Origin of the sequence: Roseixanthobacter glucoisosaccharinicivorans (assembly GCF_043195095.2) — a bacterium.
Taxonomy (GTDB): domain Bacteria; phylum Pseudomonadota; class Alphaproteobacteria; order Rhizobiales; family Xanthobacteraceae; genus NCEH01.
In genome coordinates this window covers 2,815,000-2,829,046 of sequence record NZ_CM195538.1, presented here as the reverse complement: position 1 = coordinate 2,829,046, position 14,047 = coordinate 2,815,000, and the positions used below count along the sequence as shown (strand labels likewise).

14 protein-coding genes are annotated in these 14,047 nt (G+C 67.4%); 1 reads left to right on the top strand and 13 read right to left on the bottom strand.

Features of this window, described 5'->3' with window-relative positions; all coding sequences use genetic code 11:
- Positions 1-12: 12 nt before the first annotated feature.
- From V5F78_RS13120 to V5F78_RS13070, 11 genes are all read right to left on the bottom strand, one after another.
- The gene (locus V5F78_RS13120; RefSeq protein ID WP_394071007.1) at positions 13-801 is read right to left on the bottom strand and encodes a molybdopterin-dependent oxidoreductase; all 789 of its coding nucleotides are present in this window, start codon (positions 799-801) and stop codon (positions 13-15) included.
- Positions 802-816: 15 nt separating this feature from the next.
- Entirely contained in the window at positions 817-1,443 is a 627-nt protein-coding gene (locus V5F78_RS13115) for a cytochrome b/b6 domain-containing protein (RefSeq protein WP_394071006.1), read from the bottom strand.
- 34 nt (positions 1,444-1,477) lie between these two features.
- On the bottom strand, positions 1,478-1,945 hold the full coding sequence (locus V5F78_RS13110; protein ID WP_394071005.1) for a PRC-barrel domain-containing protein: 468 nt from the start codon (positions 1,943-1,945) through the stop codon (positions 1,478-1,480).
- 1 nt (position 1,946) lies between these two features.
- Complete coding sequence (gene mtnK, locus V5F78_RS13105) at positions 1,947-3,203, bottom strand: S-methyl-5-thioribose kinase (RefSeq protein ID WP_394071146.1); 1,257 nt, start codon at positions 3,201-3,203, stop codon at positions 1,947-1,949.
- 129 nt (positions 3,204-3,332) lie between these two features.
- The gene (locus V5F78_RS13100) at positions 3,333-3,701 is read right to left on the bottom strand and encodes a DMT family transporter (protein WP_394071004.1); all 369 of its coding nucleotides are present in this window, start codon (positions 3,699-3,701) and stop codon (positions 3,333-3,335) included.
- 6 nt (positions 3,702-3,707) lie between these two features.
- A complete protein-coding gene (locus V5F78_RS13095) occupies positions 3,708-4,736 on the bottom strand; it encodes an NAD-dependent epimerase/dehydratase family protein (protein ID WP_394071003.1) in 1,029 nt (342 codons plus the stop codon).
- A 1-nt stretch (position 4,737) separates the two neighbouring features.
- Positions 4,738-5,496: a glycosyltransferase family 2 protein gene (locus V5F78_RS13090; RefSeq protein ID WP_394071002.1), complete on the bottom strand. Its 759-nt coding sequence runs from the start codon at positions 5,494-5,496 to the stop codon at positions 4,738-4,740.
- Complete coding sequence (locus V5F78_RS13085; RefSeq protein ID WP_394071001.1) at positions 5,493-6,227, bottom strand: TIGR04282 family arsenosugar biosynthesis glycosyltransferase; 735 nt, start codon at positions 6,225-6,227, stop codon at positions 5,493-5,495. The genes V5F78_RS13090 and V5F78_RS13085 overlap by 4 nt, the downstream gene beginning before the upstream one ends.
- Before the next feature lies 1 nt (position 6,228).
- Positions 6,229-7,377, bottom strand: coding sequence for a trans-sulfuration enzyme family protein (locus V5F78_RS13080; RefSeq protein ID WP_394071000.1), 1,149 nt, complete (start codon positions 7,375-7,377; stop codon positions 6,229-6,231).
- 201 nt (positions 7,378-7,578) lie between these two features.
- On the bottom strand, positions 7,579-9,171 hold the full coding sequence (locus V5F78_RS13075; RefSeq protein ID WP_394070999.1) for a gamma-glutamyltransferase family protein: 1,593 nt from the start codon (positions 9,169-9,171) through the stop codon (positions 7,579-7,581).
- A 32-nt stretch (positions 9,172-9,203) separates the two neighbouring features.
- Positions 9,204-10,667 carry an alpha/beta hydrolase gene (locus tag V5F78_RS13070; RefSeq protein ID WP_394070998.1) on the bottom strand — a complete coding sequence of 488 codons (1,464 nt, stop codon included), beginning with the start codon at positions 10,665-10,667 and terminating at the stop codon, positions 9,204-9,206.
- A gap of 358 nt (positions 10,668-11,025) precedes the next feature.
- On the opposite strand from V5F78_RS13070, the gene V5F78_RS13065 reads away from it, so the two are divergent.
- A complete protein-coding gene (locus V5F78_RS13065; protein WP_394070997.1) occupies positions 11,026-11,412 on the top strand; it encodes a DUF427 domain-containing protein in 387 nt (128 codons plus the stop codon).
- A gap of 27 nt (positions 11,413-11,439) precedes the next feature.
- Here the strand turns inward: V5F78_RS13065 and budA are convergent, their stop codons facing one another.
- Together budA and alsS are read right to left on the bottom strand one after the other, a co-directional pair.
- A complete protein-coding gene (gene budA, locus V5F78_RS13060; RefSeq protein ID WP_394070996.1) occupies positions 11,440-12,288 on the bottom strand; it encodes an acetolactate decarboxylase in 849 nt (282 codons plus the stop codon).
- 12 nt (positions 12,289-12,300) lie between these two features.
- Positions 12,301-13,956: an acetolactate synthase AlsS gene (gene alsS, locus V5F78_RS13055; RefSeq protein ID WP_394070995.1), complete on the bottom strand. Its 1,656-nt coding sequence runs from the start codon at positions 13,954-13,956 to the stop codon at positions 12,301-12,303.
- Positions 13,957-14,047: the final 91 nt, after the last annotated feature.

The following is a 14,047-nucleotide window of genomic DNA, read 5'->3' as shown; positions in this document are numbered from 1 at the left end:
GAGGATGTCTGGTCAGAGACCGGCGAACCAGTTGAAGCCCTGGTCTTCCCAGAATCCACCGGGATAGGTGTTGGTCACTTCGATGGCCCGGATCCATTTGGGGTTCTTGAACCCGAGCTTTACGGCGGTGCGCAGGCGCAAAGGCGCGCCATAGGGGTCGGTAATGGGCTCGCCGGCATATTTGGTGGCGAGAATGGTCTGCGGATGCAGTGCCGAAGCCATGTCGATGCATTCCATGTAATCGTCATTGCCATGGAAGGCGACATATTTGGCGTTCAGATCCGCACCGATGTGGGTCAGAAAATTCCGCAGGTTGGGCCCGGACCATTGGCCGATATAGTCCCAGCCTTCCACGCAGATGTGCTTGATGATGACTTCCTGCTCGGGAAAGGCATAGACCTGATCCAGGGTCCAGGGCCGCTTGTCGGAAATCAGGCCGGCAAGTTCGAGCTTCCATGTGGCAAGGTCGATGGGCTTGACGTCCTCGATCTCATAATAGGCGTTGAAGCGGGGCGGCTTGACGACCTGGTCCACGGAATAGGTGGGAGCAAGCTTGGTGGGATTGAACAGCAGGGCCTGAACGCGATCGTTGAAGGACGATACGGTCCGCAGCGCGCTCTGTACCGATTGGCGATCGGAAATATCGCAGCCGGTGAGGAAGCTCAGCGCGCCGAGGCTCATCGCCCCGCGCAGCAGCTTGCGCCGGTCGATCTCCGCGACCAGCTTGCGGTTCTCCACCAGAAGCGACTGGTCCGGCTGGATTTTCGGACGAAAACGTGAGGCGGTGCGGGAGCGGATCATCGTCGGGCCTTCGGCTCAGTGCGTCGGTGAAGTGGGGGCGGGACCCGCGGCCACCTGCGGGCCGCCGGTGAGCATGGCCAGGATGGTTCGCGGCACGAGCAGCGCGAGCATCACATGCACCACCATGAACAGGCAGATCGCGGTCATGCCGATGAAATGGGCGAGGCGGGCGCCCTGGAAATCGGAAAACAGCGCGACCAGGAAAGAGAATTGAACCGGCTTCCAGATCGCCAGGCCGGAGATGACCTGCACGATGATCACCAGGATCACGCCCACATAGAGCACCTTCTGCACCGCATTGTAGTGGGTGAGATCGGTATGCTTGAGGCGGAAGGTCAGCGCCGCGATCGCTTCAGTAATCACCTCGCGCGGACGGATCGGCAGCAGCATCCGCCGGAAACGGCCGGAGAGCAGGCCATAGGCCAGATAGATGAGGCCGTTTATCATCAGGATCCACATGCCGAAGAAGTGCCATTGCAAGGCATGCTGCGCCCATATGCCGAGCACCATCCAGTCCGGGAAATGGAGAAAGCCGAACAGGACCTCGTCGTTATAGATCTTCCAGCCGCTGCCGATCATGATGATCATTGCGATCGCATTGGTCCAATGGACGATACGTACGAGGAGGGGATGCATCTTCATCGCTGTGGGTCCGTTTAATCGTGGGGCGCCAGGGTCAGCGGCGGCTGATTGCGATCCGAATGATGTCGTTCTTTGCGATGGGGCTGCCCTGGGAGGGGTCCCAGGTCGCCAGTTTGGGCACGTCTTCGCGCGGGATATCGAGCAGGTTGATGTGGCGCGCGAGGATCGCGACGGTTTCGATGGGGATCGGCACCGGACGCCCGCCGTGGCCGAACCATCCGCCTTCGGGCATGACGAGAACGATGTCCCCGTCCGGCTTGCGGGCGACTTCGGTGACATAGCCGAGGATGCGGTCGTCGAAATCCTGGATCGGAATGCCGATCAGATCGCCCACCCGGACCTTCTGCGGAAAACGCGCATTCATCCGCTCTTGCGGTGTCTGGTCATCGTCGCTCACGGCCTGCTGGCCCTGGGTGTGAGCACCGCCGGGCAATCCGCCGGCGCGGGCCGCAAACGGGGCCAGGAGCAATGCGAGAAGCAGGGGCAAGGCAGCGCGGCGCATGTCAAACGGTCCTTACGGAACGGGCGAGCCGGCTGATCTGCCGGGGGGCGCAAAGGGTGTCGGGCTGGAGCATGAGGCGCCGTCCCATGGCGAGGGCGCGGCGCTCGCAGGCGGCGCGCAGGGCTTCATCCTCGATGGTCTCGAATTCCGGGATATGGGCGAGGCCGAGGATGCGCCGATGCATCTCGATGCCGGCAAAGCCGAGCGTGTCGCGCCATATGTCCCGCAGCACGGCCGCGAGGGCGGCTTCGGCGCCCTGGGGATCGGCGGTGTCCTCGAACAGTTCGGTGAGGGCGAGCATGCCGGTTCGCTCGGTACGCCAAAGCCGCGCGAACTCGTCCTCGAAGCTCGCCCAAACCCCTTCCGCGAGCTGGAGAATCCAGTCTCCATAAGCCTCGCGCGCGGCCTCCGGCGTGCCGCGCCCGGCGTTCGCAAAATAGGCCATCAGCAGATTGCCCAGGAACGCCCCGATATCGAAGCCCATGGGTCCGTAAAAGGCGAATTCGGGGTCGATGACGCGGCTGTCCTGCGCGGTCACCATGACCGAGCCGGAATGGAAATCACCGTGCAGCAGGGTTTCCGCGCCGGTGGCGAACCTGCGCTTCAGCGCCGCCGCGGCCAGCTTGAGATCGCGGTCGGCGCGCACGGCCGCGGCGTCTCCTTCCAGGCCGGGCGTGACGCGGTTGCGCGGCGAGACGCAGAACGGATCGGTGAAGATCAGATCCTCGCTGATGCCGCACAATTCCACATTGCCGGCGAACAGCGCGAGGTCGCTCTTGCGATGCGCGGTTTGCATCGCGAAATCGGAACCCCGAAACAGCGTGCGCGCCAGATACTGCCCGATATGCCTCTCGAGCTGAGGCAGCACCTCTCCGGCCATCAGGCTTTTGCGCAGGATCACGTGGGGCGTGAAATATTCCATCACGATCAGGGCTTGCTCCTGATCGAAGGCGAACACGTGCGGGAGCCGGCCCGGATCGCGCTGCCCCAGGCGGATCAAGGCGTGGTATTCAAAATAGCTCCGCTCCAGCGACATGGGCCAGCTGTCACCGACACAGCGGGCATAGGGCAGCGCCTGCTTCGCGATCGCCGCGCCAAGCGGCCCCTCGATGATGAAGACCAGGTTGAGATTGCCGTCGCCGACCTCGCGGACGCGCCAGTGCTCGGCCGGCCCGATCCGTTCGGCAAGGCCGGGCGCCGCCGAGAGCCGGCGGGACAGGGTGCCCGCATCGAGGGGCTCATAGGGACGTTTGTCCAGCACGCGGACCTCCATCGGTGTGTCGCATCCTGCCCGCCGCGCCGGCCGGCACAGGTGACGCTCTGAAAGGAATTCGCGAGCGACCCCGGGATCGTTACAGCGCGGGTGCTTTTCGCGGCGGGCGGGCGTTCAACTCGCCGCGAGCACCACCACACCGAGGCCCACCAGCAACGTGCCGCCGAGACGCTGCGGCGTGAGCGGCTCTCCGAGCAATTGCCAGGAGGCAAGCGCCACCAGCACGAAACCGAGGCCGAGAAAGGGGTAGGCGAAGGAGGCTTCGACCCGGCTCAGCACAAACACCCACACCGCCACGCTGATGGCGTAGCAGGCGAGGCCGGCAAGAATGCCCGGGCGCAGCAGCACCTGGAACAGGCTCGCGATGCTCCAGCCGTTCTCAAATCCCAGGCCCGATCGCGCGCCCCAGCGCAACAGGATCTGCGCCGAGGCATTCAGCGCGACGCTGAGCAGGATGACGGCGATCAAAGCGAGGCGGTTCATGGGATTTTATGCTTGTGCAAGTTCAGCCATCCCGTCCTCGAAGGCGATCGCCGGCCGCCAGCCCAATTGGGTGCGCAGGCGCGAGGAATCGGCCGTGATGTGGCGCACGTCCCCGAGCCTGTAGCGGCCCGTCACGACGGGTGCGGGACCTTTGAGCGAGCGGGCCAGGGCCTCGGCCATCTCCCCCACGGTGCGCGGGGTGCCGGACCCGACGTTGAACGCCGCGACGCCCTGCGTGTGCATCTCGCACGCTTGCACCGTGGCCGCCGCGATATCGCGCACATGGACGAAGTCGCGCCTTTGGCCGCCGTCCTCGAACACCTGCGGCGCGAGGCCGTTGCGCAGCGCGGAGGTGAAAATCGCGGCCACGCCGGCATAAGGCGTGTCACGCGGCATGCCCGGCCCGTAGACATTGTGATAGCGCAGCATTGCCGCGGAACCGCCGGTCGCCCGCGCCCAGTTGGCGGCATAGAATTCCTGCGCCACCTTGCTGCTGGCATAGGCGTTGCGCGGATCGAAGGCGGTGGTTTCGCTGACGAGCTGGGTGCTCAGCCGGCGACCGCAATGGGGGCAGGGCGGTTCGAAATCACCCGCCGCCAGGGCCGCCTCGAAGCGCGGCGCAGGCCGCACCACGCCGTGCTCGGGGCACAGGCCCACGCCCTCCCCATAGACCACCATGGAGCTCGCCAGGGTCAGACGCGGCACACCGGCGCGGGCCATGGCCGCGAGCAGAACCGCCGTTCCCACATCGTTGGAGGAGGCATAATCGGGCAGATCGCCCACATCCACCCCGAGCCCGACCTTGGCGGCGAGGTGGAGCACGCCATCCACGCCGCGCACCGCCGCGTCGACGGCCGCCGTGTCCCGCACGTCGCCGAGCTGGAATTCGACGCCGGGCGGCGGCGTCCAGGGCTTGCCCCGATGAACGTCGGCGCGCAGGGAATCGAGCACCCGCACCTGGTGGCCGCGCGCAAGCAGGCGGGCAAGGACATGCTGGCCGATAAAGCCGGCGCCGCCGGTCAGAAGCAGGTGCATGTCACTGACCTTCCGCAAGCGAGGTGAGCGGCGCGCCGGCTTCGACCCGGCGCAGGGTCCAGGCCAGCCGCACGAAGGTCGTGGTGATCTTCCAAGCCGCCTTCACGCCCGCGGCGAGATTGCCGGAGACCTTGGAGTCTCCGCCTCGCCGGCAGCGGTGGTCGACCGGCACCTCCCGGCTGCGCAGGCCGGCTGCGGCGACGCGCATCTGCATTTCGAGGTTCCAGCCGTAGGTCATTTCCGCCATGCCGAGCGCACCGAGGGTCTCCGTCCGCATGGCCCGCAGCGGCGACATGTCGGTGAACCGCACGCCGTAGGTCCATCGCAGCAATAGGCCTGCGATCCAGCCGGCGGCGATCTGCTGCGGCGTCATGCTGCCCGCCTCGCGTTTTCCCCTCAGGCGCGAGCCCATGACGAAATCGGCTTCCCCACGCGCGATCGGTTCGACGATCGCGGCAATGAACGCCGGCACGTCGCTGCCATCGCCGTCGAGGAAGCACACGATCTCGGTCCCCGGCCCGACGGCGGCGAGGCCCGCGGCGCAGGCCCGGCCGTAGCCGCGCACCGGCGCGCGTACCACCCGCGCGCCCGCTTCCTCCGCCCGTGCGGCGGTGCGGTCGGTCGAGCCGTTGTCGACCACGATGACCTCGCCGATCCCCTGCGCGAGCACCTCGCGGACTACGTCCGCAATCGGTTCTTCCTCGTTCAGGCAGGGGATGATGATAGCGGTGGTGGGGCGATGGGAAAGGTTCATGGTCATGACGCCACCAGCGCTTCGCGCCGCTGCCGCACGAAAGCCGCCGTCCGGGGCGCGCCCTGGAGCGGGCCGGTGGCGAACGGCGGACGCGTGCCGGCCAATTCGCGCTCCAGTAGCGCATAGGAGGCCGCGTCGTCCACGTCGTACCAGGGCGCGAGCGCGATCACCGGCAGGTCGATCGCGCGGGCCCGCTCAAGCGTTTGCTCATAAACAGCCGGGGTGCTCCAGGCGATGTCGACGAACAGATGGGGATGCGGCCGCGACAGGCCGATCAGCGTATATCCGCCATCGAGCGCGGGGCTGAGGACGAGATTGTCGCCGCGCAGCGCCGCCTCCACCGCCGCGTCGAGGATCGCGCGTGGCAAGGTGGGGCTGTCGGAATTGATCACGATCGCCCCGGCATGTCCCGCCGCCAGCAGATCGTTGATCCCGGTCTCCAGGCGCACGCCGAAATCGCCGTCGGCCTGTAGCACGAGGCCGAAATCTTCCGGCAGCAGGGCCCGCAATTGCGCTTCCGATCCCGCCGGCGTGTAGACGGCATAGCCCTCCGCCCGCCCGGTGCCCGTAAGGCTTTCGATGGTCGCCGAGAGGTCCTGGATGAAACAGGCCGAGATGCCGGCACAATCCTCGGGCCGCAGGGGCGGCGAGAGGCGCGTCTTCGAGCGGCCGGGGGTCGGCGTCTTGCAGATGATGGCGACCGCGACCGATGGTGTCGCCTTATGTGCGTGTGTCATGTCAGATCACCACCGTCAGCGCCTGGAGAAGATCGCGATAGAGATCCTCCGGATCTTCCAATCCCACCGAGAGGCGCAGCAGATCCTCGGGACAGGGCGAGTCTACGCCCTCGATGGAGGCCCGGTGCTCGATCAGGCTCTCCACCCCGCCGAACGAGGTGGCGCGGCGCCACAGCCGGACGTGGGCCGCGACCGCGATGGCCTGGTCGCGATCGGCCAGGCGGATCGAGAGCATGCCGCCGAAGCCGCCGCTCATCTGCCGCACCGCGATGGCATGGCCGGGATGATCAGCAAGGCCGGGATAAAGGACCGCCCGGATCGCGGGATGAACCGCGAGGCGCCCGGCCAGTAGGCTCGCAGTCTTGCTCTGCTCAAGGACCCGCATGTCGAGCGTGCGCAAGCCGCGCAGCAGCAGGAACGCGTCGAAGGGGCTCAGAAACGCACCATGGTGCCGCCGGATGTCATGAATTCGCGACCACGCCGCATCCACGCGCGCCGTCGCGACCACGCCCGCGACCACGTCGGAGTGGCCGTTCAGATATTTGGTCGCCGAATGCACGACGAGGTCACACCCGCAATCGAGCGGCTGGCTGAGGATCGGGGTCGAAACCGTGGAATCCGCGCAGACCATAGCGCCGGCGAGATGGGCGATGGCGCAGACCGCGCGAATGTCGGTGATGGTCCACAGCGGGTTGCTGGGGGTCTCGATCCAGACCAGTCCGGTCTTTCCCGGGACGATCGCCGCGCGGACCGCCTCGAGGTCCGACATGTCGACGAAGCTGACCTCGTGGCCGTAGCGCGCAAGCTCCTGGAGCCATTGGCGCAGGCCCCAATACATGACGGTTGGGGCGACGACATGGGTCGGCGCGAGCGACAGGAACACAGCCGTCGCCGCCGCCATGCCGGAACTGAACATCATCGCTTCGCTGGCATGCTCCAGCTCGGCGATCAGCGCCTCGGCCTGATGGATGGATTTGTTGTCCGACCGGCCATAGACGAAGCCGGTGCTATAGCCATTGTCCGCGTCGCGGATGAAGGTGGTCGCGACATGGATCGGCGGGGTGAGCCCGCGCGTCGCCGGATCGCCAGCGCCCAGCGCGCTCGCGGCGAGCGTGCGCCGCGTCAGAGAGGGAACGTGCCGGTCGTCCATCCAGGTTTATTTCTCGATCAATTGAACAGCTATCAATCGGTATTCGTGGAGGCGCGGGGGTTCGTTACACGCTCACACGGGTGTGATCGCAGGGGTGCCGGCGGGCCGGTGAGCCTTGGCGCGCACGGCATCGCGCCGCGCCTGGGGGCGCAGGTATCCCATGCCGTCGCCAGGGAGCGTGCGGGAGCGTGCCGGGAGCCCTCAATAGCCCAGGGCGCAACCGTCCTTGCGTGGATCTGAGGCGCCCGTCAGCACGCCATTTTCCCAGTCGATCCAGATCGCCTGGGCGCCGCCGATGGGGCGGGCGGGCCGCACGATCCGGTGGCCCAGACGGCGTAACCCGTCCTGCGCCGGCTGCGGCATGCTGCCTTCCACCTCCACCGCGTCCGTGCCGAACAGGGGCGACACGCGGGGCAGGTCGATGGCGCTTTGCAGATCGAGGCCGTAGTCGAACACCTTGGTGAGGAAATGGGCGTGGCCAAGCGCCTGATATTGCCCACCCATCACGCCAAATCCCATGGCCACCTTGCCGGCGCGGGTGAGCAGGCCGGGAATGATGGTGTGCATCGGCCGCTTGGACGGACCGATGGCGTTGGGGTGCCCCGCTTTCAGCGTGAAGCCCTGGCCGCGATTGTTGAACAGCACGCCGGTCCTCGGGCTCACGAGGCCGCTGCCGAACGGCGAGAAGATGGAATTGATGAAGCTCGCGACGTTCCGGTCCTTGTCCACGACCACGATATAGACCGTGTCCTTGTGCGCCGGCATCTCCACCGCCGGCAGCGGCTCCTGGCGGGCCTCGGGCCGGATCAGGCCGTGCAGTTCACAGGCCAGGGCGTCGGAGAGCAGATAGTCCACCGGCACCGTGCTGTGCTCGGGATCGGCGACCACCGCGTCGCGGACCGAATAGGCGAGGCGCGCGGCCTCGATCTCCATATGCAGGCGTTCGGCGGAAAGGGGATCGCCCGTGGCGTCGCAGCGCGAGAGAATGTTGAGCAGCAGCAGCGCGATGATACCCTGCCCGTTGGGCGGGCACTCATGGACCTCGAACCCGCGATAGGCGGTCTTGATGGGGGTGACGTAGGTGCCGCGCGTCTCGGCGAAATCCTCCAGCGTGTGGAGGCCGCCGCGGGCGCGCAGGCATTCGACCATGTCCTGCGCGACCGCGCCTTCGTAGAAGGCCTTGCTGCCACCCTCGGCGATCCGGGTCAGGGTCTGCGCCAGCTCGCCCTGGACATGGCGCGTGCCCGCCAGGGGCGCCGCGCCGCCGGGCAGGAAGATGCGCCGCGCCGCCTCGTCGCGCGCCAGCAAAGCGGTCTGCTCGTACCAGTCCCGGCTGACGCGCGGCGCCACGGCATAGCCTTCGCCGGCGAGGCGGATCGCCGGCGCCAGCAGCCGGCTGAGCGGCCAGGTGCCGTGGTCTTGCGCCAGGCGCTCCCAGGCGTCCACCGCGCCGGGCACGTTGACCGCATGGGGCGAGTGGCGCGGGATCTCGCCAAATCCGCGCTCGGCGAAGAAGCCCGGCGCGGCCGCCTGCGGGCAGCGGCCCGAGCCGTTGAAGGCGATCACCTGATCGCCGCCCCGTGGCGCATAGAGCGCGAAACAATCGCCGCCGATCCCGGTGGAGCCCGGCTCCACAACGCCCTGCACGGCGCAGGCGGCGATCGCCGCGTCCATGGCATTGCCGCCGGCCTGCAGCACGTCGAGCGCGACCAGGCTGGAGAGCGGATGGGAGGTGGCGGCCATGCCCTGCGTGGCCATGACGAGAGAGCGGCCCGGGGTCTCGAAATCGCGCATGGAAGATCTTCCTGGTCGGCTCGCGCGATGGCTCAGCGCGGCGCGGCGGCGGGCAGGCCGGCGCCGATGCGCTCCAGCATATAGGGAACAAACGGATTGGAGGAGACACGCAGCAGCATGTCCACGCCCACATCCAGCGCGCCATATTCGCCATGGGGGGCCATGGTGCCGAGCTGGATGCCGAAATCATCCGCCGGGTCCGGTCGCAGCCCGTAAAGGCCGTCCTCGAGCGGGAAGGGCAAGGCGATATGGGAGAGCGAATAGATCTCGCGTGGATAGGACAGGCCGAGCGGGCGGCGTGTTTCCCCGCTTGCTCCCGCTTCGCTCAGGCGCTCCTCGGCCTCGGCGGTGGCGGGCGAGATATTGGCGATCACCGCCGTGCGATAGGGGCGCGGCGCCCGCGGCAGCAGGCGGTCCAAGGCGGTATCGGAGTCGGCGGAGAAGAATGGCGCGAAGGTGGAATTGCGGTTCACGTCGAACAGCACCAGTTCGCTGCCATTGGTGGGCAAGGCGGCGAACAGGGTGTCGATGACGGCCCGCGTGCTCACCGTATGGTCGAGGATCGACTGGAAGGCGAGCACGGGCGGCATTCCCTCTAGCCGGCCGTCGCGCAGATGGGCGCGGATCGCATCCTGGAGCACCTGGGTCAGGCGGAAGGATTCCTGCGCCGCCTTGACCGGAAAGGAATTGTACTTGAACGGGTTGAACTCCGGCAGCAGGTTCAGCCACGCGGCCTTCGCGAACGGCGGCAGCACCGCCGGGATCGCCGCGAGGCCAGCGAAGCGGGCAAACGGCGTAATCCCCACCATGGGCGAGACCACGACGATCTTTTCCGCGCGCGGCAGCTCCGGCGTGTCGAGGGCGTCCAGGGAATATTTCAGCGCGAGCGCGGCGCCGTTGGAATAGCCCACCAGGTGGATCGGCAGGTTCGGCCCGGCCCGGCGCTTGGCCTCGCGCATGGCGAGGCGGGTGGCAGCAAGCCAGTCCGGCCATTCCGCCACCGTCAGGCCGCCCGGCACGGTGCCGTGGCCGGGCAGGCGGATCGAGAGCGCCACGAAGCCGGAGGCCGCATAGCGCCGCGCCACATGGCGCAGGCTGTAGGGGGAATCGGTGAGGCCGTGCAGCAGCACCGCGACGCCGCGCACCGGCCCGTCCGGCTCCAGCACGAAGGAGCGGTTGAAATCCTGCGCGAAACGGCCGGGATAGATGGGGCTTTGCGCGAAATAGCGGTCGGAGGCGACGCGGTCGCGGGGCGGCAGCTTGTCGGTCACCTCGGTGCGCACGCTGTCGAACAGGCGCTGCTCGGCGGCGAGATAGGCCGACCAGTCGGCGCGGTCGAGTTCGGCGATGCTGAGTTCCTTCGGTACGAAAGTATGCCACGGCTCCAGCGGCGGGCCGCGCAGGGAATCCAGCGCCCGCCCCGCGAACAGCACCAGCGCCACCACGCCGAGCACGATCACCAGCGCTCGCACCGCCTTCATCACCCACGGGCGCATGTTGTTGTCTCTCCCGGCAGGCCCGGTCGAATCGGCGGGCTGACGGCATTATGGACCGTGCACCGGGAGAAAGGCGCGCCTGCGTGATTTTCTGTCCCGCCAAAGCTTGCGACGGCGGGCGTTGGGCGCCAAATGTTTCACGTGAAACAAGGACTTCGCGCAGACGAACAGCGGTTTCGTGGCGCTTCTCCGCCCCTTGACCGCACACCAAACCGCAGGTTCGGGCGCATGAAGCGCCACGAATGAATCCGCCCCGGGCGAGACGCCGGATTCAGGCTGCGATGGCGGTCTCTCACTCGTGTTTAGAGCCTGGCCGCGTCAGGCTCTAGGATGGCGTCGAAACGAGGGAGCCCATCCCATGGCAGAACGTAGCGTGAAGCAGCCCGGTCCCGACCATCCCATCACCGTGGCGCGCCATCCCGGGCGGATCGTGGTTTCCGCCGGCGGGCGGGTGATCGCCGATACGCGCGCGGCGCTCATGCTGCGCGAGGCGTCTTATCCCGCGGTCGCCTATATTCCCCGCAAGGATGTGGACATGACGGCGCTCGCGCGCACCGATCACGCCACCTATTGCCCCTATAAGGGCGAGTGCGCCTATTTCAGCATTCCCGGCGGCGGCGCGCGGGCGGACAATGCGGTGTGGACCTATGAGACGCCGTACCCCGCGGTGGCCGAGATCGCCGGCCACTTGGCCTTCTATCCCGACCGGGTGGATTCCATCGAGGACAAGCCGCTCACGCCCTGAGCGGCTCACGTCCTGACCGGGGATGCTTCAGGCGGTCGGGGCGGGCTTCTGCACCCGCTCCGCCGTGTCGAGGGCCTGGGTGGTGTCGCCGGAAAGGTCGGCGGCGAGGAAATCCGCACTCTCGGGAATCGCGATGCGGAAATCCTCGATCCGCTCCAGGGCGAGCGTGATGGCCTCGCCCGCGCAATCCAGCACATGGCCGCCGAAGCGATGGTCGTCGCTGAGGAAATGCACATGCCAGCCGGGCACGCCGAGGCCCTTGGCATAAGAGGGCGTCCAGAAGCCGATCATGGTGCCGTCCACGTCGCGGCATTCGAACTCCGCCTGATGGGACGTCGCCTGAACCAAGGTTTCATGGGCGCCGGCCTTGCAGGCGACGCGATTGTGCACCCGCGCGAAGTGCCCCGAGAGCCGCACGGCGAAGAACACATTGTCCGTGTGCCGCAGCGCGTCGAGCTGCGCCACCAGGTCGTGGATGGAGGCGAACGGCGCCAGCGTCACCGGCGCCTCGGGCGAAAAATGGGTGACGATGGCGAACGGCACCTGCTGGGTATCTTCCGCGCGGCGGATGGAGCCGTCGCCCCGCATCTGGAAGAAGGCGCCGTCGAGCGCGATCATCTCGCCGTCCAGATCGACGAAGGTGCCGAGCCCGAAATCCCCGTGCTCGCGCAGCGTGCCCACCGAGACCACGCCCTGGAACAGCCCTTCCACCAGCGCCCCGGAGGTGGAGACCTGGAACAGCGTGCCGTGGTCCACCTGGAGCGTATCGGCGAGCGCGCGCGAGACGATGTGGGAGACCGTCTCACCGCTCGCCGCGGCGGCGGCCTCAAGCGCGGTCGAGAGCGATTGGGAAATCTCGCAAGTCAGGGTCGGCATGGGTGGCTCCGCTTACGAGACGACATTGTCGTGCATGGCGGCGCCAAGCGCGATGTTGTGGCGATAGTCCACCGGAATGTCGATCAGCACCGGCCCCGGCGTTTCCATGGCCTTTCGCAGGATCGGCACGAACTGGTCGGCATGTTCCACGCGGAAGCCGGTGGCGCCGAACGCCTCGGCATATTTCACCGTGTCGATCGGGCCGAAGGTAATGCCGGAATGGCGCTGGTATTTCATCAGCTCCTGGAACGCGACCATGTTGTAGCTGCCGTCGCGCCAGATCATGTGCACGAAATTGCACTTGAGGCGCACCGCCGTTTCCAGCTCCTGGGCGGAGAACAGGAAGCCGCCGTCGCCGGAGACCGAGAGCACCTTGTCGTTCGGCCGGGCAAGGCAAGCGGCAATCGCCCAGGGCAGCGCCACGCCCAGGGTCTGCTGGCCGTTGGAAATGAGCAATTGCTCCGGGCGGAAGCTGTAGAGATAGCGCGAATGCCAGATGTAGAAAGAGCCGATGTCGAGGGCGAGGGTCACGTCCTCGGTGATGAAGGGTTGCAGGTCGGCGATGATGCGCAAGGGATGCATCGGCATGCCGGCTTCCCGCGCGCCGGCCGCGCGCACCTCTTCCAGCTCGCGCCGGGCCGCATCCAGCGCCGCATGGGGCACGAGGCGCGGGCGGCGCGGCAACAGGGCGGCGATCCGCGCAAGCGTCGCGGCGATGTCGCCATACAATTCCACCGCCGGGCGGTAATCCATGTCCACGGCGGCGATCACATGGTCGATATGGATCACCGCTCTGGTCTTGCCGGCGTTCCACAGGCCCGCGTCATATTCGATGGGATTATAGCCGACGGCGATCACCAGGTCGGCGGCATCCAGCAGGCGGTCCGAGGGCTGGTTGTGGAACAGCCCGACCCGCCCGCCGAAGCAATCCAGCGCCGCGCGCGGCACCACGCCGGCGCCCTGATAGGTGCACACGGTGGCGAGCGGATGGGCTGAGAGCAGCGCGCGCACGGCGGCGGCATTGGCCGGGCGGCTCGCATCCATGCCCAGCAGCAGCACCGGCAGGCGCGCGGCCTCGATCAGGCGCACCGCCTCCGTGATCTCCTCCTCCGGCGCGGCGCCGAGGCGCGGCACGCGGGCGGGGGTGAGCACAAGGTCCGGCGCCGGCTCGTTCATCACGTCATTGGGCAGCGAGACATAGGCCGCGCCGCGCCGGCCGGATTCCGCCGCGCGGAAGGCGTTGGCGAGGATCTCGCCGATGGATTCGCCGGCCTCGATCTCGGCCGCATAGCGCGTGACCGGGCGGAACAGATTGACCGTGTCGAGGCTCTGGTGGGTCTGCTTCATAATCTCGGCGCGCGGCACCGAGCCGCCGAGGCCCACCAGCGGCATGCCTTCGGAATTGGCGGTGGCAAAGCCCGTGACGAGATTGGTGCAGCCGGGGCCGGAGGTGACGAGGCACACGCCGGCCTTGCCGGTCATCTTGCCCACGCCGGCGGCGATGAAGGCGGCGTTCTGCTCGTGCCGGCAGACCACCGTCTCGATGCCCGAGCCGTTCAGGCAATCATAGACCCGGTCCACCTTCGCGCCGGGAATGCCGAACACATGCCGCACGCCCTGCGCCTTGAGATTGCGCACCAGCACTTCGGCTCCGCACACTTCGTCCATGGCGCTTCCCCCGTTCGGTCGTTGCCGACGTGTCCATCATTGGATCGGACCGTACAGGCTTCGCACTAACGCGGCACCGCGCCAATGGGGA

Bases quoted from the DNA above. Each gene is read 5' to 3' on its own strand.
- V5F78_RS13120 (WP_394071007.1), bottom strand. From the start codon at position 801: ATGATCCGCTCCCGCACCGCCTCACGTTTTCGTCCGAAAATCCAGCCG.
- V5F78_RS13115 (WP_394071006.1), bottom strand. From the start codon at position 1,443: ATGAAGATGCATCCCCTCCTCGTACGTATCGTCCATTGGACCAATGCG.
- V5F78_RS13110 (WP_394071005.1), bottom strand. From the start codon at position 1,945: ATGCGCCGCGCTGCCTTGCCCCTGCTTCTCGCATTGCTCCTGGCCCCG.
- V5F78_RS13100 (WP_394071004.1), bottom strand. From the start codon at position 3,701: ATGAACCGCCTCGCTTTGATCGCCGTCATCCTGCTCAGCGTCGCGCTG.
- V5F78_RS13095 (WP_394071003.1), bottom strand. From the start codon at position 4,736: ATGCACCTGCTTCTGACCGGCGGCGCCGGCTTTATCGGCCAGCATGTC.
- V5F78_RS13090 (WP_394071002.1), bottom strand. From the start codon at position 5,496: ATGACCATGAACCTTTCCCATCGCCCCACCACCGCTATCATCATCCCC.
- V5F78_RS13085 (WP_394071001.1), bottom strand. From the start codon at position 6,227: ATGACACACGCACATAAGGCGACACCATCGGTCGCGGTCGCCATCATC.
- V5F78_RS13080 (WP_394071000.1), bottom strand. From the start codon at position 7,377: ATGGACGACCGGCACGTTCCCTCTCTGACGCGGCGCACGCTCGCCGCG.
- V5F78_RS13075 (WP_394070999.1), bottom strand. From the start codon at position 9,171: ATGCGCGATTTCGAGACCCCGGGCCGCTCTCTCGTCATGGCCACGCAG.
- V5F78_RS13070 (WP_394070998.1), bottom strand. From the start codon at position 10,667: ATGCGCCCGTGGGTGATGAAGGCGGTGCGAGCGCTGGTGATCGTGCTC.
- V5F78_RS13065 (WP_394070997.1), top strand. From the start codon at position 11,026: ATGGCAGAACGTAGCGTGAAGCAGCCCGGTCCCGACCATCCCATCACC.
- budA (WP_394070996.1), bottom strand. From the start codon at position 12,288: ATGCCGACCCTGACTTGCGAGATTTCCCAATCGCTCTCGACCGCGCTT.
- alsS (WP_394070995.1), bottom strand. From the start codon at position 13,956: ATGGACGAAGTGTGCGGAGCCGAAGTGCTGGTGCGCAATCTCAAGGCG.